Source organism: Terrisporobacter hibernicus (assembly GCF_020809405.1).
Classification (GTDB): Bacteria; Bacillota; Clostridia; order Peptostreptococcales; family Peptostreptococcaceae; genus Terrisporobacter; species Terrisporobacter petrolearius.
Map to the genome: position 1 here is coordinate 2,686,423 of NZ_CP081135.1, position 21,519 is coordinate 2,707,941.

The following is a 21,519-nucleotide window of genomic DNA, read 5'->3' on the forward strand; positions in this document are numbered from 1 at the left end:
TAAATTTATAAAAATTAAACTGTTACTATGCGTTCATTGCGTTTAATTTTTGAGCTAATTTAGCAACTTTTCTAGCTGCAGCGTTTTTGTGTATAGTTCCTTTTGATGCTACTTGATATATTCTCTTTTGAGCGTATTGGAATCTAGCTGTAGCTTCTTCAACGTTACCTGCAGTAACAGCTTCATCGAATCTTCTTATAGCAGTTTTTAACTGAGATTTTCTAGCTTTGTTTAAAGCAGTTTTCTTATCGATAACTTTTATTCTCTTTTTAGCTGATTTTATGTTTGCCACGAAAAACACCTCCTCGTAAATATAATTATTCTCATCGTCAACATATTAGATTTTAACAGAAATAAATATAAAAATCAAGAGTTAATATTTATTAGTTAAATATAATTTGTTAACTGTTTTTTTCGTGCATGACTTACTTTATCACATATAAAAATATTTCACAATAATAGATTTATTTATTCATAAAAGTAATAAAAAATAATAAATAATGTTTAAAATGTTAGCACCTGTCAATAATCAATAATATCATTTTATTGAATACTGGAGGAAACTATGATAAAAATTAGAACTGACCTAGCTCTAGAAGCAAGAGAGATAATAGAAGAAAGCAGTAATAGTAGTGAAATACCAGGAGTTAAAACAACAAACAAACAACTTGATGACTGTGTAGTTACAAAAGTAGAAGTATTAAATGAGCAAGGCTCTCAAATAATGAATAAAGGAATTGGAACGTACGTAACGTTAGAAAGTAAATTGATGAAATATGATGATGATGAATCAAGAGAACAAATAATAAATTATTTGGCTAAGGAACTTAAAGATATTTTTGGCTCAGAGGAACATAAAAAAACTTTAGTAATTGGACTTGGCAACTGGAATATAACATCTGATGCATTAGGCCCAAAATCAGTATCAAAAACTCTTGTAACACGTCATATATTTAAAAACTACAATAAGGATTATGATGACGATTTTGCAGAGGTTGCTGCGCTGAGCCCAGGAGTTATGGGCATAACTGGAATAGAAACTAGCGAAACTGTTAAAGCAATAGTAGATATTATTAAACCAGATAGAGTAGTAGCAATAGATGCACTTGCCTCAAGAAAAATGGACAGAGTAAATTCTACAATACAAATATCTACAGCAGGTATATCTCCAGGTGGAGGAGTAGGTAACAAAAGAAAGGCTCTGAATAAAGAATACTTGGGAGTAGATGTTATAGCTATAGGTGTACCAACTGTAGTTGATGCGGCTACTTTAACTAGTGACGTACTAGACATGGCAGTGAATAATTTAATGGAACAATCTGATGAAGGGGAAGTATTTTATAAAATGCTTCAAAAACTACAGGAAGAAGAAAAGTATCAACTAATTAAAGACTCTCTAGATCCTTATGACAAAAACTTAATTGTTACTCCTAAGGACATAGATGAAACTATAGAAAATCTATCAATAATAATTAGTGAAGGACTAAATAGGTCTCTTCATCCAGGAAGAACTTCGTAATAAGGAGGAATTTTAATGATTAAAAATAAAATAAAAGCTATAAAAATTGGATTTTTAATAGTTTGTATTTTGCCTACTATTTCTCAAGCGTTAGATAAAGAAGATATATTAAAATATTTGGTGAAGTCATCTTATCCTGAAGTAAAAGTGATAGACAAAGAAGATAAGGATAATAAAGATTCTGATGATAACTCGAAATCTACAGATAATATAAAAAGCAATACAAATAGTAAAGATGACAAAGAATATGTTAATGTTTATGTTGGCGAGGAAAATAAGCCAGAATCAAAAGAGGAAAAAAAATCTAAAGAAACTAGTAATGTTATTGATTCAAGTTACACTAATGATATAAGAGTAACAAAGGACAAGCCACAAATGCTTATCTATCATACTCATAGTAGTGAAACTTACTCCGATTCACCAAAGAATAACTATCACTCAACAGATATAGAGCATTCGGTTATGTCTGTAGGAAGTATTTTATCTACATCGTTATCAGAAAAGGGATGGGGTGTAGTTCATACTACTAAGTATAATGACTTATCTTATAATGATGCTTATGCATCTAGTGCCAAGACAATGAAGTCTATACTATCTAAGTATAATTCTATTAAGGTAAGTATAGATTTACATAGAGACGGGCAAAGTGTAAGTACTGCGCAGGCTAAAAAATCAGTACATGATAAGTATACAACTAAAATAAATGGAGAAACTGTTGCGAAGTTTTTCTTAGTAGTTGGTCAGAGAAATCAAAATGTGGGAGAATTAAAGAGACAGGCACAAGAGATTACAGCTTTAGCTGAAAAAAAATATCCAGGATTAGTCTGTCCAGTAGTTACAAAACAATATGGTAGATTTAATCAGTATATGGCAGATAATGGATTATTAATAGAAATAGGTAATAATGCAACAAGTACAAAAGAAGCTCAAGCTACATGTAAATATCTGGCAGAAATACTTGATGAGTATTATTCAAATATGAAATAATTGGTGTATAAATTATGAGTCGTTTAGAAAAATCTAAAAAAGAAAAATGTTCTAAAAAAAAATATAAAACAATTTGTAGATTTGTATTTATGTTTATGATGCTAGCAATTGCTACGGCGAGCGTACTACTAGTAGATTATAGAATTAATGAAGTATTAGATAATGATAGTAAAAATAATATTATAAAGTATATAATGAATATATTTTAAACTATAATATTTAATCTCTATATAATATTAAAGAATACAAATTTCAAAAACAAACCAAAATAATAGAAAAAATAAGACTTAAAAAACAAGTCTTATTTTTTTGTTATATACTACTTATTTACATAAAAGCAGATATATTATAAAATAAAGTCTATGATAAGAACTTATTAAGGAGGAATAACGGTGGACAAACAAAATAGAACTAGAAATTTCAGTATAATTGCTCATATAGATCATGGTAAGTCTACCTTAGCTGATAGATTAATACAGTATACAGGTTTAGTAAGTGATAGAGAAATGAAAAGTCAGTTATTGGATAACATGGACTTAGAAAGAGAAAGAGGAATCACTATCAAACTGCAAAATGTAAGGTTAATATATAAGGCTAAGGATGGAAATGAATATTATTTAAATCTTATAGATACTCCAGGTCACGTGGACTTTAACTATGAAGTATCAAGAAGTTTAGCAGCATGTGAGGGGGCGTTACTTGTAGTAGATGCCGCTCAAGGTGTGGAAGCTCAAACTTTAGCTAATGTATATTTAGCTCTAGATCAAGATCTAGAAATATTACCAGTAATAAATAAAATAGATCTACCAAGTGCTAGACCAGATGAGGTTAAAGAAGAAATTGAAGATATAATAGGTCTTGACGCAAGTGAGGCACCATTAATATCAGCAAAAAGTGGTTTAAATATACAAGATGTATTAGAAGATATAGTTGCAAACGTACCAGCTCCTACTGGAGATATAAATAAACCATTAAAAGCTTTAATATTTGATTCATACTATGATGCTTATAAGGGTGTTGTAGCCTATGTTAGAGTATTTGAAGGTGAAGTTAAAAAAGGTATGACTATAGAAATGATGAATACTAAGAAGAAATTCGAAGTAACAGAAGTTGGAGTTATGGCTCCAGGGGCAACGGAACTAGACAGTTTATCAGCTGGTGATGTTGGATATATAGCAGCAAGTATAAAGGATATAAGAAGTTGTCACGTAGGTGACACTATTACTGATGCTAACAATAAAACACAAGAAGCTTTAGAAGGATATAAAAAAGCAACTCCAATGGTTTATTGTGGTATTTATCCAGGTGAAGGCGAAAAATACGAAAATGTAAGAGATTGCTTAGAAAAATTACAAGTAAATGATGCTGCTCTTGAGTTTGAGCCAGAAACTTCTGCGGCTTTAGGATTTGGTTTTAGATGTGGATTCTTAGGATTACTACATCTTGAAATAATACAGGAAAGATTAGAAAGAGAATTTAATCTGAATTTAGTTACAACAGCTCCTTCAGTTATATATAGAGTTACTAAAAATGATGAAGAAGTTGTTATGGTACAAAACCCTGCAAACCTGCCAGAGGTTTCAGAAATAAGGATGATAGAAGAGCCAATAGTAAAAGCTGATATCATAGCACCGAAAGATTTTGTTGGAATAGTTATGGAGCTATGTCAAGAAAGACGTGGAACAATGTTACACATGGAATATATAGATGAGAAAAGAGTTATGCTTCATTATGATTTACCTCTAAATGAAGTTGTATATGATTTCTTTGATGCATTAAAATCTAGAACTAGAGGTTATGGATCTTTAGATTATGAAATGAAGGGATATGTTCCTTCTCAACTTGTCAAGTTAGATATATTAATAAATAAAGAACAAGTTGATGCACTTAGTTTTATAGTTCACGAAAGTAAAGCATACTCTAGAGGTAAGGCAATGTGTGAAAAACTTAAAAATGAAATACCAAGACATCAATTTGCTGTTCCTATACAAGCAGCTGTTGGAAATAAAATAGTAGCTAGAGAAACAATCAGTGCTCTTAGAAAAGACGTACTTGCTAAATGTTACGGTGGAGATATATCTCGTAAGAAGAAACTTCTTGAAAAACAAAAAGAAGGTAAGAAGCGTATGAGACAAATTGGTAGTGTAGAAGTGCCACAAAAAGCATTTATGTCAGTTCTTAAGTTAGACGAATAATCGAAAGTTATTTAACGATAAAGTAACATTATAACAGTTGTATTATTTATAAAGCATTACTATTTTTAATATAAAAGATATAATTTATTGAGAGTAAGTTGTAATTTAAGAAAATTATAACATATTGAATATATTCTTTGTGTTATGAAGTAATTTATTATATAATGGGTACTTGATAGTAAACATTATATAATAAATTATTGATTTATTGCTTTAAATGTAGTATTTAAATGAAAATTTTCATGACATACTAATAATTTTAGCAAAATTTTTAAATACATCTTAATTTTTTTTGCTTTTTATTGTAATATATTGTAATATATTGTGGAAAAAATGTTCTATTGACCTAAAAGAATCATATATAGTAATATAGTGGTGATAGATAATAGATGTATATTTAAAAATGAAGATTCGTTAAATTGTGAGTAAAAAAAGCTTACTAGATGAGCTAAATAATAAAATATTATAATTTTATTATTTAAAAACAAGAAGAGGAGATGAGTCGCTAAATATAAAAGATAAGGAAGGTATTTTTCCTGCTTTTACAAAAATAAAGAATATAAAATTTAAAAATGTTAAATTTATTTGCTAGAGTGTACCATAGTAATATGAAGACTGGGCAATATTAAGCTGTTGAGGAACTTAGAAGAGAATAGTGGAACTACTGAGTTGTTTTTATGGGGCTAATAAAGATATTTCAAAAAAATGATAAAAAATCAAAGTTACAGTAGTTATGGAGGAGAGTATGTTTGATAAGATAACATTATTACAATTGTTGGTGATTGTAGCTTATATGGCAATATTACTTTACTTAGGAATTAAGGAAAAGAAAAAGAATGAAGAAAATTTAAAGGAAATACCCCTTAGAATTAATGTAAATGGTATACGTGGGAAGTCAACTGCGACTAGATTAATAACAGGTGTTTTGAGTAACGCAGATTATAAAGTTGTGGGTAAAACTACAGGAACTTCTCCAAGAATGATATATTGGAACAAAAAAGATGAAGACGTTATTAAGCGTAATCTTTTAGGAGCGAATATTAAAGAGCAAATTCAAGTTATAGATAAAGCAAGAGAAGTTGGTGCAGAAGCTTTAGTATGTGAGTGTATGGCCGTGAGACCTGAATATCAATCAGTGTATCAAAATGATATTTTTAAATCAAATATTACAGTTATAGTTAATGTTTTGGAAGACCACTTAGATGTTATGGGACCAACAACAGATGAAATTGCTTTAGCATTTTCTTCAACTATACCATACAATGGATATTTAGTAGTTGACAATGGACCTTATGTAAAATATTTTGAAGAAATCTGTAAACAAAGAAAAACAAAACTTGTTGTTGCAGATAACTCAAAAATACCAGAAGGACTTGTTAAAAAGTTTAAATATACAATATTTGAAGATAATATATCTTTAGCATTAGCTGTGGCAGAAATACTAGATATAGATGCAGAAACAGCTTTTGAAGGTATGTTAAATGCACATCCAGATCCAGGAGCAGCTACTATTAACCCTATAGAATGTGGGGATAATGTAAGTAATTTTGTAAATGGTTTTGCAGCTAATGAGCCTGAATCAACACTTGCAATATGGGATAGAATAAAGGATACTATACCGAATACAGAAAATCCAATAGTTCTTTTTAATGGAAGAGAAGATAGAATAGATAGAACTAATCAGTTTGTTGATGACTGTTTCCCTTATTTAAAAAATACCACTTTAATAGGTATAGGAGAGGGAATAGAATGTATACAAAATGCAATTGAAGATGGAAGATTAAGTAATATAAAAGAGTATATAGATTTATCAGATTATGAAGTTGATGAAGTAATTGATGAATTACATGGAATGATGCATAATAGAGTTATTTATGGTATCGGAAATATACATGGACAAGCTGAAATATTATTACAAAAGATGTGTAATATATATATTCATACAGATGAGCATGAAGAAGTAAATAACAATATAAGTATCAGAGCGTATATAAAGAAATATAGAAGTAGTAATTTTTAGGAGGAGACAGGACACATATGTTTATTACAGATTTTTATATGGCATTAATAATAGGAGTAGCAAGTACTTTGTTATTCACTGAAAAGACGGGAATTACGCCAGGGGGATTAATAGCAGCCAGTTATTTGGCTTTAGTATTTGATTCGCCTATAACATTAGCATTAATATTTTTAGTTTCGTTTATAACATATTGGCTTGTTAATTTTGTTTTACCTAAGTTTGTAATCTTGTATGGGAAAAGAAAATTTACAGCTACATTAATTATAGCGATTGTGTTAAAGTTAGTATTTGAATTCGCATATCCATTAACACCATTCCCTACTTTTGAATTTAGAGGGATAGGAGTAATAGTACCAGCGTTATTGGCAAATTCTTACTCAAGACAAGGAATAAAACTTACAGTAATATCTACACTTTTAATGACTGGATTTGTATTTGCATTAATGCAAATTTTATATTTAGTGTAAGGAGAAGTTTATGAAAAATAAATTAACATTTAAAGATCGATTACAAATAAAAATTAAAAATCAACCTAAAATTACAAGCAAAAAAACATTAATAATAATATTTTTACTTGCAAGTATAGTTTTTGGATCAACTTTTGTATACGCAAATAGTAATAATGAAAAACTTAAACTTAACTATTCGGATAATAAGTTAGCTCAATTTACCTTTGTTGGAGACATGATGCTGGGAAGATCAGTTAAAATTAAAAGTGAATTAGATAATTATGAAAGTGTGTTTAAAGATGTATCATATTTATGGAAAGATTCACAATATGTTTCAGGAAATGTAGAAAGTGCTTTACTTGATAATCCAGATGATTTTCAGAAAAGTGACAAAGAAATTCATTTATATGCAGAAACAAAAGTTTCAAATCTTTTAAAGAAAAATGGATTTACAATGGCTAATTTAGCTAACAATCACTTAGGTGATTTTGGCAGGGATGGGGTAACAAGTACTATCAATGCTGTTAAATCTGCAGGACTAAAATATGTTGGTGCTGGAAAGAATAGAGATGATGCTGCTACTTACGATATTCAAGAAGTCAATGGTATAAAAGTTGCAACTTTAGGTATAAGTGATATAGTACCAAAAGACTTCAGTGCGAGCAGAACAGAAGCAGGTATATTATCAACTATGTATCCTGGTTATAATAAACTAGTGTATGAAGCATCTCAAAAAGCCGACTTAGTAGTAGTTAATCTACACTGGGGCGTTGAGTATGGTGTTGGTCAGAGTGAGGCACAAGAAAAAATTGCAAAGTCATTAATTGATGCTGGAGCAGATGTGATTATAGGATCACATCCTCACGTATTACAACCTATACAAACATATAAAGACGGAATTATATTCTACAGTATGGGTAACTTTGTATTTGATCAAGGTTGGACTAGAACAAAAGATAGTATGGTGTTAAACTACTATATTAACGAAAAAGGTGAGGGTACTTTTGAAGTAGTTCCAGTAAGGATAGTAAATGGATATCCTGTACCAACTACTAATAAGTTTTATCAAAAAAGAATATTTGCAACTCTAATTAAAGACTTGGATAAGTCTAAGTATGAGGTGACAGGAGATACATTAACATTAAAAAATATTATTAAAACAGATATTACTAAAAAAGAAAATGTAGAACAAACGCAAGATGGTATTTTGCAGCAACAAACACAACAAAATAATTTAGAACAAACACAACAAACGCAACAAAATAATTTAGAACAAACACAACAAACGCAACAAAATAATTTAGAACAAACACAACAAACACAACAAAATAATTTAGAACAAACACAACAAAATACTTTACAATAATCTCAATAAGAACTACTATATATATACCATTTAAACATAAATACATTACGGATATTAGCAATATCGATCATAAGTAAATTTAAGTTAACGGGGAAAAAATCATATGAAAAAGGAAGTTATGTATGAGTAAGAAGTATAGTAAAAATAAAAAGATGAAAACGAAAAAGAAAAGAATGAAAACTTTAAAAGTATTAGCTATATTTATATTAATAATATCTATAGTTGGTGGTTTCTATATTAAAAAGAATGTGTTAAACAATAATAGTTTATCTAAAATTAACTCTAAATATTCTTATAGTATAAGTACATCTAATGAATTGGCTACACAAGTGGGAGAAGAAATTCTAGCAAAAGGCGGAAATGCAGTGGATGCTGCAGTTGCAGTTTCTTATGCTTTAGGAGTTGTAGAACCCTATGGATCTGGAATTGGAGGAGGCGGAGGCATGCTTATATACAATCCATCTGCTGACGAATATAAATTCTATGATTATAAAGATATAGCGCCTTTATCTCAGAGTACTAAAAAAAGTAATGTTGGAGTACCTGGATTTGTAGCTGGTATGGAAAAAGTATTTAAAGATTACGGAAGTATGGAATTTAAAGACTTAATTCAACCATCAATAAATCTAGCTAAAAATGGCTTTAAAGTTGATGAAGAGTTAGAGAAAGTTATAAATGTATATTCAGCAACACTTATGAACAATAGTGCATATGTGAGTAATGGACAATTAATAAAAAAAGGTGAGAATCTAGTTCAACAAGACTTAGCAGAAACATTGGAATATATTAAGTCTAATGGTGCTAAAGGTTTTTATGAAGATGTTATAGCTACTAATATATCTAAAAAATCAGTTTTAACTGTTGATGATATGAAGAGCTATAAAGTAGATGTTGTAGAACCTATTTCTGGTAATTTTAATGGATACAATGTAGTTTCTGCACCAGCACCTTTCTCAGGGGCAACTTTAATTCAAACTATGGAAATAATTGAACAACTTGGTAAAGATAAAGATTTAAAAGATGCTAATAATTATTTAGATGCTCTTAATACAGCTACTGACTTATCAACATATGAAAGAGTTAAAAAAATTGGTGACCCTGATTTTGCAAATATTGATTATAAAACAATGACTTCAGAAGAAAATATAAAAGCACTGATTAATATGGGAAATGTAAAATATCAAGATGATGAAGAATCTGAAAGTACAACACATTTTTCTATCGTAGATAAAAATGGTATGGTGGTTTCATCTACTAATACACTAGGTCATTTCTATGGATCAGAAACATTAGTGGATGGATTCTATCTAAATGGAACAATGAGCAACTTTGGTAAGAGTGGTATTAATAAATATGCACCAGGAAAAAAACCTAGAACATTTACGTCACCTACTATAGTAAAGAAAGGTGATGACTTTACGTTGGCTATTGGAACTCCTGGAGGAAATAGAATAGTTAAGGTTTTAGCGCCTATTTTAGTTGATAAGTTATATTTTGAAAAAGATTTACAAGAATCAATAAATAAAAATAGGGTTACTTTCTATTCAAAAGGAACAATATTAGCAGAAGATAATGAAAACAATGAATCTATCATAGATATTAGCACTACTAAATATCCTGTAATTAAATCTAAAGATAAATTATATTTTGGAGCTGTTCAAGCTGCAGGAATAGAAAATGGTAAATATATTGGAGCTTCTGATATAAGAAGACCAGGAAAAGTATCTATAAGTAATAAATAAATTTAAATGTATATATCCTAGATGATAGAGGTTAGAATCTGTCATGTAGGATATTTTTGTGTACATAAATAGAAAATATAAAATAATGAAATATATGAGTGGGTAATAATATAGTAACTAGAAAAATTATTTAAGGAGAAAATATATGTTAGGTTTATACATACATATTCCTTTTTGTATATCAAAGTGTAAATATTGTGATTTTAATTCCTATAAATTAAATTTGGATGAAAAAAGAAAATATTTAAATGCATTACAAAAAGAAATGAAATTTTATAAAGAAGAAGTAAGAGGCAAAGAAATTGATACCATATTTATTGGAGGTGGAACACCTAGTATATTAAATCAAGATGAGATTAAGTTCTTATTTGATAATATAAAAAATAATTTTAATATAAAAAATAATGCAGAAATAACCATGGAATGTAATCCTGGTACATTAACTTTAAATAAATTAAAAATAATGAAAGAATGTGGCGTTAATAGATTAAGTATTGGTCTGCAAGCAGTACAAAATAACCATCTAGAATACATAGGAAGAATACATACATATGAAGAATTTGAAGAAAATTACTACCAAGCTAAAAAAGTTGGATTTGAAAATATAAATATTGATCTTATGTATGCTCTTCCAAATCAAAGCAAAAAAGATTGGATAGAGTCTTTAGAAAAAATTGTGAAACTAAACCCTACTCATATTTCTGCATATTCTCTAATACTAGAAGAAGATACAGAGCTATTTAAGATGTATAAGAGAAAAGAATTTGATCTATTAGATGAAGAAACAGATATTGAAATGTACCAATATACTATAAATTATTTAAAATCACATGGATATAATCAATATGAAATATCTAATTATGCAAAAGAAGAATTTGAATGTAAGCATAATATTTTATATTGGAAGTGTGAAAATTACATTGGATTAGGTGCATCAGCATCAGGATATTTAAATGATACAAGATATAATAATTTGTGTGAACTAAAAAAATATGAAAATGAAATAAATACTGGTAAAAAACCTATAGAATGGGAAGAAAAATTAAGTATTAAAGATAAGGTAGAGGAAAGTATATTTTTAGGTTTAAGAATGAATGAAGGTATAAAATTTATAGATTTTTATGAAAAATATAATATTGATTTTAAAGAAGTATATGAAAAAGAAATTAATAAGTTAAATAAAATGAAATTAATTGAAATTAGTGATGAAGGGATGATATTAACTCAAAAAGGTAGAGAAATATCTAACAGTGTTTTTGTAGAATTTATAAAATAAGAAAACAAATTATTTGAAACCTATTGACAATAAAAAAATAACATGGTATATAATATATATAATCTTTTTAGCACTCGGATTTGGTGAGTGCTAACAGCGAAGGAGGTATTTGAAAATGGAATTAAATGAAAGAAAAATGAATATCCTCAAAGCAATAGTTAAAGATTATATAGAAACAGCTGAAGCTGTAGGGTCTAGAACAATATCAAAAAAATATAACCTTGGAGTTAGTGCAGCAACTATTAGAAATGAAATGGCCGATTTAGAAGAACTAGGATACTTAGTTCAACCTTATACATCTGCAGGAAGAATTCCTACAGAAAAGGGCTATAAGCTATATGTAAATTCTCTTATGAATACTATAGAACTTAGTGATAGTGATAAAGAGGTGATTGAAAGATGTGTAGATGGTAACATGAATCATATTCAAGACTTAATACATGAAACATCAAAAATGTTATCTCAACTTACTAACTATACTACAGTTGCAATGACAAAACATTTGGCTACTTTAAGTGAAATTAAACATATTCAATTGGTTAGAATGCATGAAGGTGAGATTTTATTAATAGTAGTTACAGAAAAAGGCGATATAAAAAAATCCAGCTTAAGTGCTAAAATTGATTTAGATCAAGCTAAGTTGAATTTAATTTCTGATAATTTAACTAGAAAGCTTTCTGGCAAAACTATAACAGAAATAGATGATAGATTAATAGCATATATAAAATATGAAATTGGCGAATATTCATCTATAATAGACCAATTACTTAATATGTTAAATACAAATCCTACTGAGGAAGAGCTTTCGATGACTTTAAATGGAGCTACTAATATTTTCAATTATCCAGAATTTAATGACATGCTAAAGGCCAGGTCTTTTTTAGATATGTTAGGAACGAAAGAAACAATTGCTAAAATAGTTAAGTCAAAGGGTATATTAAAGGATAATGCCACAATTATTATTGGTAGCGATAATGATTGTGAACAAGCTCAAGAATGTAGCGTTGTAACAGCAACCTATAAAGTAGATAAAGATTTGATTGGGCGTATAAGTTTCATAGGACCAACAAGAATGGATTATTCTAGAATATATTCTATAATAAATTATATGAATATATTATTAAATAATAAATCAAATAAATTTTAAGCTGAGGGGTGTGAATCTTGGAAAATAACATGAATCAGGATGAAAAAATACAAGAAAATTGCACTTCTAATGAAGAGGAAGTAAGGCAAACATCTGAAGAAAATGTAGAAGAAGCTACGTGTGAAGAGAATTTAACAGATATAAACTCTAAGTTAGAAGAAAAAAGAATAAATGACACAATAGAAGAACTTGAAAAACAAGTAGAAGAAAAAGAGGACAAATATCTAAGACTTCAAGCTGAGTACTCTAATTATATGAGAAGAACTCAAGAAGAAAAGCAAACTATAGGTATATTTGCCAATGAAAAAATAATTACAGAGTTAATACCTGTTATTGACAGCATGGAAAGAGCTATGGATGCTTGTGCAGATAAAGAAAATGATATGTACAAAGGTATTGAACTTGTACATAAACAGTTAATAGACTGTTTAGAAAAGTTTGAGGTTGAAGAAATCAGTGCACTAAATGAAGATTTTGACCCAAATTTACATTTAGCTGTAATGCAAGAAAGCATAGAAGGAGTAGAACCAAATAAAGTGGTAATGGTACTACAAAAAGGTTATAAGTTAAACACGAAAGTAATAAGACCTACAATGGTTAAAGTTTCTTGTTAATTAAAATAACAAATTATTAAAATTTAAATAGATGAAGAATTAAGGAGGATATGAATTATGTCAAAAGTAATAGGAATAGATTTAGGAACAACAAACTCATGTGTTGCTGTTTTAGAAAATGGAGAACCACAAATAATAGCAAATAATGAAGGTATGAGAACTACTCCATCTGTAGTTGCTTTCACAAAAGACGGAGAAAGAATAGTAGGGGAGCCTGCAAAAAGACAAGCAGTAACAAATGCTGATAACACAGTAATATCTATAAAAACTCATATGGGTACAGATTACAAAGTTAACATAGAAGGAAAATCATATACACCACAAGAAATATCAGCTATAACACTTCAAAAATTAAAAGCTGATGCTGAAAGTTACTTAGGTCAACCAGTTAAAGAAGCTGTTATAACAGTTCCAGCTTACTTTACAGATGCTCAAAGACAAGCAACTAAAGATGCTGGTAGAATAGCAGGATTAGAAGTTAAGAGAATAATAAACGAGCCAACTGCAGCAGCTCTTGCATACGGTATGGACAAATTAGATCAAGATAAGAAAATATTAGTATTTGACTTAGGTGGAGGTACTTTTGACGTATCTATACTTGAAATAGGTGATGGTACTTTTGAAGTTTTAGCTACTGCTGGTAACAACAGATTAGGTGGAGATGACTTTGATAAAGTTGTAATAGATTATTTAGCTGAAGAATTCAAAAAAGTTGAAGGTGTTGACTTAAGACAAGACGGTATGGCTCTTCAAAGATTAAAAGAAGCTGCTGAAAAAGCTAAAAAAGAATTATCTTCAACAATGACAACAAACATAAACTTACCATTCATAACAGCTACTGCAAGTGGACCAAAGCATATGAATATTGATTTATCTAGAGCTAAGTTTGATGAATTAACTCATGGTTTAGTAGAAAAAACTATGGAACCAACTAAGAGAGCTTTATCTGATGCTGGACTTTCTGTATCAGAAATAGACGATGTATTATTAGTAGGTGGATCTACAAGAATACCAGCTGTTCAAGATGCTGTTAAGAAATTCATAGGAAAAGAACCTCACAAAGGTATAAACCCAGACGAATGTGTTGCTGCTGGTGCTGCTATACAAGCTGGTGTATTAACTGGTGAAGTTAACGACTTATTATTATTAGACGTAACTCCATTATCTCTAGGAATAGAAACTATGGGTAACGTAATGACAAAAATAATAGAAAGAAATACTACTATACCAACTAAGAAATCACAAGTATTCTCAACTGCTGCAGATAACCAAACTGCTGTTGACATACATGTTCTTCAAGGTGAAAGAAGTATGTCTTACGACAATACTACTTTAGGTAGATTCCAATTATCTGAAATACCACCAGCACCAAGAGGAATACCTCAAATAGAAGTTACTTTCGATATAGATGCTAACGGTATAGTTCACGTTACTGCTAAGGATTTAGGAACTGGAAAAGAACAAAAGGTTACTATAACTTCAGGAACTAATTTAAGTGAAGACGAAATAGAAAAGAAAGTTAAAGAAGCTGAAATGAATGCTGAAGCTGATAAAGCTAAAAAAGATAAAATAGAAGCTCTTAACCAAGCTGATTCAACTATATATCAAACAGAAAAAACTTTAAATGAACTTGGTGATAAAGTAAGTTCTGATGATAAATCTGCAATAGAAACTGCTATTGCTTCATTAAAAGAAGTAAAAGATAAAGAAGCTTCTACAGCTGAAGAAATAAAAGCTGCAATAGATGAAGTAATGAACAAATTCCACAAAGTTTCAGAGCAAATGTATCAACAAGCTCAAGCTGAACAAGGAGCTCAAGGTGGAGAGCAAGCACAAGAAAATCAATCAAATGATGATGTAGTAGATGCAGATTTTAAAGAAGTATAAGATTTAATTGCAAAAACATACAGATTGTGTATAATAAATTAAGGATATTAATCTGTTTAAAACAATTAATAATAGCTTGTAGTTTAATATTCTACAAGCTATTGTTTTGTAATATAAAGGTGGTGACAAAACTTGAGTACTAAAAGAGACTACTATGATGTCTTAGGCGTGGGCAAAAGTGCGGATGCAACGGAGATAAAGAAGGCTTATAGAAAATTAGCAATGAAATATCACCCAGATAAAAACCCAGGTGACAAAGAAGCGGAAGAAAAATTCAAAGAAATAAATGAAGCTTATGAAGTATTATCAGATGAAACTAAGAGAAATAATTATGATCAATTTGGTCATGAAGGTGTAAATGGCCAAGGATTTGGCGGTGCTGGAGGTTTCGGCGGCCAAGGATTTGGTGGATTTGATGACATATTTGGAGACATATTTGGCGATATGTTTGGCGGAGGCTTCGGTGGTGGAAGACCAAGAAGAAGAGGTCCTGAACGTGGAGCGGACATAAGACAAAGAATAAATATATCTTTCGAAGAAGCTGCTTTTGGTAAGAAAGTTCAAGTTAAAATTAATAGAAGTGAAGAATGTGATGAATGTCATGGAAGTGGTGCAAAACCAGGAACTTCAAAGAAAACTTGTCCTACTTGTAATGGTAGCGGTCAAGTACAATCAGTTCAAAGAACTCCTTTTGGTAATATAGCAAGCACAAGAACATGTGCTACATGTAATGGTGAAGGGGAAGTTATCGATTCTCCATGCAGCAAATGCCATGGAAAAGGAAGTATAAGAAAAACTAAGACTATAGAAGTTGACATACCAGCAGGTATAGATGAAGGTCAAATGATTAAACTTTCTGGTCAAGGTGAACTTGGAACTAGAGGTGGACCAAGAGGAGACTTATACATTGAAGTAAGTGTAAATGTTCATCAACTATTTACAAGAGAAGGCTATGATGTTTATCTAGAAATGCCTATAACATTTGCCCAAGCTACTCTTGGAGATGAAATACAAGTACCTACATTAGATGGAAAAGTACAATATCAAGTTCCAGAAGGAACTCAAACAGGAACAGTATTTAGATTAAAAGGCAAGGGTATACCAAAACTAAGATCTAACGTTAGAGGAGATCAATATGTTAAAGTAACTGTTGAGATACCTAAAAAACTTAATGACAAACAAAAAGAACTAGTAAGACAATTTGCTAAAGAGTGTGGCGAAGAGGTGCATGAAAGGCAAAAAAGTTTAAGTGACAAAATAGATGGCTTCTTTAAAAATTTAAAAAAGAAGTAAAAATATATAAAAAATCCTTCCAATTATAATCATATTGGAGGGATTTTTTATATGATTATGACTATTATATGTATAAAACAATATTATAAAAGAGAATAATTATGATATAATAAAATTCATGAAAAAGTATTAAATTATTGAAAGAAGGTTTACATATGAATTGGACAGAAGTAACAGTGAAAACAACGACAGAAGCTGTTGAAGCTATAAGTAATATATTATTAGAAGAAAGATGTGGAGGGGTAATGATTGAAGACCCTAAAGACTTCCTATTCCAAAAGAAAAATGAATTGGATTGGGATTATGTAGAAGAAGAAGTATTTAATAAAAGCAATCAAGATGGAGTATTAATAAAAACATATATACCTGAGGAAAGAAATGTATTAGAACTTGTTGAAACTATAAAAGCTAAAATATCACTACTACCATCTTTTGGCTTAGACATAGGTGAAGGAACTGTTTCTTTAAGTGATGTTAATGAGTCAGATTGGGCAAATGAGTGGAAAAAGTATTATAAGCCAACAAAGATTGGGCAAAAAATTGTAGTGAAACCTACTTGGGAAGATTATGATAAGCAAGAGGGTGATTTAATAATAGAGTTAGATCCAGGAATGGCTTTTGGTACGGGAACCCATGAAACAACTTCAATGTGTATTAGAGAATTAGAAAAATATGTTGATGAAAGTAAAAGAGTATTTGATATAGGATGTGGTAGTGGAATACTTGCAATAGCTGCAGCTAAACTTGGAGGGAAAGAAGTTGTTGCAGGAGATCTGGATGAAGTAGCAGTGAAAGTTTCTAAAGAAAACTGTGAACTAAATAATGTATCAGACAAAGTTGTTGTAAAACACGGTAGCTTATTTGAAGTTGTAGAAGGGAAAGCAGATGTAATTGTTGCTAATATAATAGCAGATATAATAAAAATATTAGCAAATGATGTAAGTAAATTCTTAAGTGAAGATGGAGTGTTTATATCATCAGGGATAATTCATGCTAAAATAGATGAAGTTGTAGAGTCTTTAGAAAAAAATGGATTTGAGATAGTTGAGATAGTAAAACTTGGCGAATGGTCAGCTATAGTATCAAAACTTAAGTAGGTGAAATTATGGATAGATTTTTCACGCCTAAAAATAACATTAATTTAGAACAAAATACTTGTATTATCGAAGGTGAAGATGTTAAGCATATTTCTAGAGTTCTTAGATGTAAAGAAAGTGACAAATTAGAAGTATGTGATATGGACAATAATGAGTATATTTGTGAAATAAAAGAAATAAATAAAGACAGTATATTATTAGACATAATTGAAAAAGCAAATATAAAACGTGAATCTGATTTAAAAATCAAGCTATATCAAGGTATGCCTAAAGGAACTAAAATGGAGTTAATACTTCAAAAACTAACAGAAATAGGTGTAGATGAAATAGTTTTAGTACAAACCAAAAGAAGTGTAACTAAAATAGACAATAAAAAAGAAGACAAAAAGATTGAAAGATGGGAAAGAATCATTTATGAAGCAGCTAAGCAAAGTAAAAGAGGAAAAATCCCAAAACTTACAGGAGTTTTAACTTTTAAAGAGGCCCTAGAAGATATGAAAAATAATGATTTAAATCTTTGTCCTTATGAAAATGAAAGAACAATTTCTGTAAAAGAAGGCTTAAAGGATTGTCGTGCAAATACAATTGGAATTTTTGTTGGACCAGAAGGTGGATTTGAAGAAGAAGAAATTGAAAAAATTCAAAATATAGATGGAAAAGTAGTTTCTCTAGGACCTAGAATACTTAGAACAGAAACCGCATCTGTAGTTGCTTCTTCCATAGTTTTATATGAGCTAAGTGACTTAGGAGGAAATATATAATGAAAAAAGTAGCTTTTTATACTTTAGGATGTAAAGTGAATCAATATGAAACAGAAGCTATGCTTGAAATGTTCAAAGCAGACGGATATGAACAAGTTGGTAGCGAAGACTTTGCAGATGTTTATGTTATAAACACATGTACGGTAACACATATGAGTGATAGAAAGTCACGTCAATATATAAGAAGAATGAAAAAGAAAAATCCAAATGCTATAATAGCTGTTGTTGGATGTTATTCTCAAGTATCCCCAGAAGAAATACTTGAAATAGAAGAAGTAAACTTGGTTATGGGAACTAATGAGAGAAGAACTATCGTTGATGAAATAAAAAAACTAGAAGTTGTACAAGGAGATAGAAAAGCTTCTACAGTTGATGACATAATGAAGGTTAGAGCTTTTGAAGAAATAGAAATAAGCCAATCAAATGGTAGAACTAGAGCATTTATGAAAATACAAGATGGATGTGATAGATTCTGCACCTACTGTATAATACCTTACGCAAGAGGTGGAAAAGTAAGAAGTAGAGATATGGAAAGTATAGTAAATGAAGCTAAAACTTTAGCTGAAAATGGGTACGAAGAAGTGGTACTTACAGGTATACATGTAGCTTCTTATGGAAAAGATTTAAAAGAAGAACAAGCGAGTCTTTTAGATGTAATTAAGAAAATAAATGAAATAGATGGAATAGAAAGAATAAGAACAAGTTCTGTTGAGCCGATATTATTTACAGACGAATTTGTAAATGAAGTATCTAAAATGGAAAAAGTAATGCCTCATTATCATTTATCACTACAAAGTGGATGTGATAAGACATTAGAAAGAATGAACAGAAGATATACAACTGAAGAATATAAAGAAATAGTTGATAAATTGAGAAGTGAAATTCCTAACGTAACAATAACTACTGATGTAATAGTTGGCTTTCCTGGTGAAACAGAAGAAGAATTTGAACAAACTTACAATTTCTTAAAAGATATTGAGTTATCACAAATGCATATATTCAAGTATTCACCAAGAAAAGGAACTAAAGCGGCAGATATGAAAGATCAAATTTCTCCACAAATTAAACATGAAAGAAGTGAAAAACTTTTACAGTTAAATAAAGAAAACTTTGAAAAATTCGCATCAAGAATGGTTGGTAAAGAATTTGAAGTATTATTTGAACAAAAAACTGAAGAAAATAAATATGAAGGATTAACTCCTAATTATTTAAAAACTTTTGTTAATTATAATGAAGATATTTGTGGAAAAATACTGAAAGTTAAAATTACAGAAGTAAAAGATGAATATGTAGAAGGAATTTTAGTGTAACATGTAGAATTTTAGGGTTATAATCAATAGTGAGGAGGTGGAAAGATGGATTGTTTATTTTGTAAAATAATAGATGGAAATATACCTTGTGACAAAGTATATGAAGATGATAAGGTATTAGCTTTTAATGACATAAATCCTGTGGCGCCATATCATATATTAGTTGTTCCAAAAAAACATTATGATAGTATAATAGATATTTCAGATAAAGAAATTGAAATTGTTGCACACATTCACTCTGTTATAAATAAAATAGCTATAGATAAAGGTTTTAGTGATGCTGGATTTAGAATAATTAATAACTGTGGAAGTGACGGAGGACAAGAAGTAAAACACCTTCACTATCACATATTAGCAGGTAAAAAACTACCTAATTATGAAGCTGATAAGAAATAATTTTTTCTTGAATAAATTAAAATTATAAATAATTAAATACTTGATAAAAATTTAATTTTAGTTTATAATAAACAAAGTGTGAGGTTGTAATGCAGTGATGCAGATATAATCAGATTACAGTCCCAGCATAATTCGCGCAATCGGAGGGAGGGAAAAAGAATGTCAGAAGTAAGAGTAAGAGAAAATGAATCATTGGACAGTGCTTTAAGAAGATTTAAACGTCAATGTGCAATGTCTGGCATAATGTCAGAAGTGAGAAAAAGAGAGCACTATGATAAGCCAAGTGTTAAACGTAAGAAAAAAGCTGAAGCAGCTAGAAGAAAAAACGCTAAGAAATAGTAAATAGAAATAAAGAGGTGAGGGGAATGTCCCTTAAACAAAAGTTACAAGAAGATCTAAAATCTTCTATGAAAAATAAAGATGCTATTAAGAAGTCTGTTATAACTCTTATTAGAGCTTCTATTAAACAATATGAAGTTGATAATAGAGTTGAATTAGGAGACGATGAAATAGTAGATCTTATTGCAAAGCAATTAAAGCAGACTAGAGATTCTCGTGAAGAGTTTTTAAAAGCTGGGAGAGAAGATTTAGTGAGCAAGGCAGAAGCAGAAATAGAAGTTTTAAAAGAGTACCTACCTCAACAATTAAGCGAAGAAGAATTAAATAAAATTGTAATTTCTACTATATCTGAAGTAGGAGCTACTTCTATGAAAGATATGAAAAAAATTATGACATCAATCATGCCTAAAGTAAAAGGCAGAGCTGATGGAAAACTAATAAATGAGTTAGTAAAGAAAAATTTACAATAGATAAAAACCTAGAGAGAAATCTCTAGGTTTTTTTGTGCTGTAATTAATTAATAATCATAATAACTTGTTGTTGTTCATATTTATTTAATAGAAATAAATATGAATAATAAGTGAAAGAGAGGGAGGAAGTTGATTATATCAGTAAAAGAAGTTAAAAAGTATATCTGTTGCGTATTAATCCCATTACTTGTTGGGTATTTGAGTAGTATTTTAGCCCAAGCTATAAGTGGAGTAGATACTATAACATATTATCATGAACTTATTAAACCGGGGTTTGCACCTCCAGGTATAGTATTTCCTATTGTTTGGACTGTGTTATACATATTAATGGGAACATCCTCTTACATAATATTATCACAAAAGAAAAATGAAACAAAAATAAAAGATGCTATGTTTTATTATTGGGTTCAATTGGGTTTAAATTTCTTGTGGTCTATCTTATTTTTTGGATTTCAACTTAGATTAACAGCGTTAGTAGACTTAATACTACTCTTTGTTTTTGTATTAATTATGGTTTATAAGTTTTATAAGATTAAACCAATTGCTTCTTATTTAAATATACCATATATTCTGTGGTTGATTTATGCTCTAGTTCTTAATTATTTCATATGGTTTATAAATAAGTAGAGAAATGAAATAAAAAATGCTGAG

The 21,519-nt window shown here is 29.5% G+C and carries 21 protein-coding genes; 20 read left to right on the plus strand and 1 reads right to left on the minus strand.

The genetic code is table 11. The features are described from left to right. Positions 1 to 25 precede the first annotated feature (25 nt). Positions 26 to 292, minus strand: coding sequence for a 30S ribosomal protein S20 (rpsT, locus tag JW646_RS13070; RefSeq protein ID WP_018591488.1), 267 nt, complete (start codon positions 290 to 292; stop codon positions 26 to 28). A gap of 273 nt (positions 293 to 565) precedes the next feature. Between rpsT and gpr the strand changes: the two genes are divergently transcribed. From gpr to JW646_RS13170, 20 genes are all read left to right on the plus strand, one after another. Further along, the gene (gene gpr, locus JW646_RS13075) at positions 566 to 1,519 is read left to right on the plus strand and encodes a GPR endopeptidase (protein ID WP_074914819.1); all 954 of its coding nucleotides are present in this window, start codon (positions 566 to 568) and stop codon (positions 1,517 to 1,519) included. 15 nt (positions 1,520 to 1,534) lie between these two features. Next, on the plus strand, positions 1,535 to 2,506 hold the full coding sequence (spoIIP, locus tag JW646_RS13080) for a stage II sporulation protein P (protein ID WP_228415407.1): 972 nt from the start codon (positions 1,535 to 1,537) through the stop codon (positions 2,504 to 2,506). Positions 2,507 to 2,520: 14 nt separating this feature from the next. Next, complete coding sequence (locus JW646_RS13085; RefSeq protein ID WP_074914822.1) at positions 2,521 to 2,715, plus strand: hypothetical protein; 195 nt, start codon at positions 2,521 to 2,523, stop codon at positions 2,713 to 2,715. A 183-nt stretch (positions 2,716 to 2,898) separates the two neighbouring features. Next, complete coding sequence (gene lepA, locus JW646_RS13090; protein WP_074914824.1) at positions 2,899 to 4,701, plus strand: translation elongation factor 4; 1,803 nt, start codon at positions 2,899 to 2,901, stop codon at positions 4,699 to 4,701. Between the two features lie 745 nt (positions 4,702 to 5,446). Beyond that, positions 5,447 to 6,721: a poly-gamma-glutamate synthase PgsB gene (pgsB, locus tag JW646_RS13095; RefSeq protein WP_206924227.1), complete on the plus strand. Its 1,275-nt coding sequence runs from the start codon at positions 5,447 to 5,449 to the stop codon at positions 6,719 to 6,721. Positions 6,722 to 6,738: 17 nt separating this feature from the next. Continuing rightward, the gene (gene pgsC / locus JW646_RS13100) at positions 6,739 to 7,188 is read left to right on the plus strand and encodes a poly-gamma-glutamate biosynthesis protein PgsC (protein ID WP_074914828.1); all 450 of its coding nucleotides are present in this window, start codon (positions 6,739 to 6,741) and stop codon (positions 7,186 to 7,188) included. A gap of 10 nt (positions 7,189 to 7,198) precedes the next feature. Next, a complete protein-coding gene (locus JW646_RS13105; protein WP_228415408.1) occupies positions 7,199 to 8,536 on the plus strand; it encodes a CapA family protein in 1,338 nt (445 codons plus the stop codon). A gap of 122 nt (positions 8,537 to 8,658) precedes the next feature. Next, positions 8,659 to 10,278, plus strand: coding sequence for a gamma-glutamyltransferase (locus JW646_RS13110; protein ID WP_148556107.1), 1,620 nt, complete (start codon positions 8,659 to 8,661; stop codon positions 10,276 to 10,278). 145 nt (positions 10,279 to 10,423) lie between these two features. After that, on the plus strand, positions 10,424 to 11,554 hold the full coding sequence (gene hemW / locus JW646_RS13115; RefSeq protein WP_074914832.1) for a radical SAM family heme chaperone HemW: 1,131 nt from the start codon (positions 10,424 to 10,426) through the stop codon (positions 11,552 to 11,554). 115 nt (positions 11,555 to 11,669) lie between these two features. Next, positions 11,670 to 12,701, plus strand: a complete 1,032-nt coding sequence (hrcA, locus tag JW646_RS13120; protein WP_074914834.1) for a heat-inducible transcriptional repressor HrcA — start codon at positions 11,670 to 11,672, stop codon at positions 12,699 to 12,701. Positions 12,702 to 12,718: 17 nt separating this feature from the next. Further along, positions 12,719 to 13,315 carry a nucleotide exchange factor GrpE gene (gene grpE, locus JW646_RS13125; RefSeq protein ID WP_228415409.1) on the plus strand — a complete coding sequence of 199 codons (597 nt, stop codon included), beginning with the start codon at positions 12,719 to 12,721 and terminating at the stop codon, positions 13,313 to 13,315. Between the two features lie 57 nt (positions 13,316 to 13,372). Continuing rightward, a complete protein-coding gene (gene dnaK / locus JW646_RS13130) occupies positions 13,373 to 15,202 on the plus strand; it encodes a molecular chaperone DnaK (RefSeq protein WP_228415410.1) in 1,830 nt (609 codons plus the stop codon). A gap of 132 nt (positions 15,203 to 15,334) precedes the next feature. Next, complete coding sequence (gene dnaJ / locus JW646_RS13135) at positions 15,335 to 16,495, plus strand: molecular chaperone DnaJ (RefSeq protein WP_074914838.1); 1,161 nt, start codon at positions 15,335 to 15,337, stop codon at positions 16,493 to 16,495. Between the two features lie 155 nt (positions 16,496 to 16,650). Continuing rightward, entirely contained in the window at positions 16,651 to 17,592 is a 942-nt protein-coding gene (gene prmA / locus JW646_RS13140; RefSeq protein WP_074914840.1) for a 50S ribosomal protein L11 methyltransferase, read from the plus strand. 8 nt (positions 17,593 to 17,600) lie between these two features. Continuing rightward, positions 17,601 to 18,353: an RsmE family RNA methyltransferase gene (locus tag JW646_RS13145; protein ID WP_074914842.1), complete on the plus strand. Its 753-nt coding sequence runs from the start codon at positions 17,601 to 17,603 to the stop codon at positions 18,351 to 18,353. Continuing rightward, on the plus strand, positions 18,353 to 19,663 hold the full coding sequence (gene mtaB / locus JW646_RS13150; RefSeq protein ID WP_228415411.1) for a tRNA (N(6)-L-threonylcarbamoyladenosine(37)-C(2))-methylthiotransferase MtaB: 1,311 nt from the start codon (positions 18,353 to 18,355) through the stop codon (positions 19,661 to 19,663). Before JW646_RS13145 ends, mtaB begins: the two co-directional genes overlap by 1 nt. A 45-nt stretch (positions 19,664 to 19,708) precedes the next feature. Further along, the gene (locus JW646_RS13155; protein WP_074914845.1) at positions 19,709 to 20,059 is read left to right on the plus strand and encodes a histidine triad nucleotide-binding protein; all 351 of its coding nucleotides are present in this window, start codon (positions 19,709 to 19,711) and stop codon (positions 20,057 to 20,059) included. Positions 20,060 to 20,218: 159 nt separating this feature from the next. Next, positions 20,219 to 20,398: a 30S ribosomal protein S21 gene (gene rpsU / locus JW646_RS13160; RefSeq protein WP_074914847.1), complete on the plus strand. Its 180-nt coding sequence runs from the start codon at positions 20,219 to 20,221 to the stop codon at positions 20,396 to 20,398. Positions 20,399 to 20,424: 26 nt separating this feature from the next. After that, positions 20,425 to 20,868, plus strand: a complete 444-nt coding sequence (locus JW646_RS13165) for a GatB/YqeY domain-containing protein (protein ID WP_018591463.1) — start codon at positions 20,425 to 20,427, stop codon at positions 20,866 to 20,868. Positions 20,869 to 20,997: 129 nt separating this feature from the next. Further along, positions 20,998 to 21,495 carry a TspO/MBR family protein gene (locus tag JW646_RS13170; protein ID WP_074914849.1) on the plus strand — a complete coding sequence of 166 codons (498 nt, stop codon included), beginning with the start codon at positions 20,998 to 21,000 and terminating at the stop codon, positions 21,493 to 21,495. Positions 21,496 to 21,519 lie beyond the last annotated feature (24 nt).

Excerpts from the sequence above, each read along its gene's own strand:
- gpr (WP_074914819.1), top strand. The coding sequence starts at position 566 with ATGATAAAAATTAGAACTGACCTAGCTCTAGAAGCAAGAGAGATAATA.
- spoIIP (WP_228415407.1), top strand. The coding sequence starts at position 1,535 with ATGATTAAAAATAAAATAAAAGCTATAAAAATTGGATTTTTAATAGTT.
- JW646_RS13085 (WP_074914822.1), top strand. The coding sequence starts at position 2,521 with ATGAGTCGTTTAGAAAAATCTAAAAAAGAAAAATGTTCTAAAAAAAAA.
- pgsB (WP_206924227.1), top strand. The coding sequence starts at position 5,447 with ATGTTTGATAAGATAACATTATTACAATTGTTGGTGATTGTAGCTTAT.
- pgsC (WP_074914828.1), top strand. The coding sequence starts at position 6,739 with ATGTTTATTACAGATTTTTATATGGCATTAATAATAGGAGTAGCAAGT.
- JW646_RS13105 (WP_228415408.1), top strand. The coding sequence starts at position 7,199 with ATGAAAAATAAATTAACATTTAAAGATCGATTACAAATAAAAATTAAA.
- JW646_RS13110 (WP_148556107.1), top strand. The coding sequence starts at position 8,659 with ATGAGTAAGAAGTATAGTAAAAATAAAAAGATGAAAACGAAAAAGAAA.
- hemW (WP_074914832.1), top strand. The coding sequence starts at position 10,424 with ATGTTAGGTTTATACATACATATTCCTTTTTGTATATCAAAGTGTAAA.
- hrcA (WP_074914834.1), top strand. The coding sequence starts at position 11,670 with ATGGAATTAAATGAAAGAAAAATGAATATCCTCAAAGCAATAGTTAAA.
- dnaK (WP_228415410.1), top strand. The coding sequence starts at position 13,373 with ATGTCAAAAGTAATAGGAATAGATTTAGGAACAACAAACTCATGTGTT.
- prmA (WP_074914840.1), top strand. The coding sequence starts at position 16,651 with ATGAATTGGACAGAAGTAACAGTGAAAACAACGACAGAAGCTGTTGAA.
- JW646_RS13145 (WP_074914842.1), top strand. The coding sequence starts at position 17,601 with ATGGATAGATTTTTCACGCCTAAAAATAACATTAATTTAGAACAAAAT.
- mtaB (WP_228415411.1), top strand. The coding sequence starts at position 18,353 with ATGAAAAAAGTAGCTTTTTATACTTTAGGATGTAAAGTGAATCAATAT.
- JW646_RS13155 (WP_074914845.1), top strand. The coding sequence starts at position 19,709 with ATGGATTGTTTATTTTGTAAAATAATAGATGGAAATATACCTTGTGAC.
- rpsU (WP_074914847.1), top strand. The coding sequence starts at position 20,219 with ATGTCAGAAGTAAGAGTAAGAGAAAATGAATCATTGGACAGTGCTTTA.
- JW646_RS13165 (WP_018591463.1), top strand. The coding sequence starts at position 20,425 with ATGTCCCTTAAACAAAAGTTACAAGAAGATCTAAAATCTTCTATGAAA.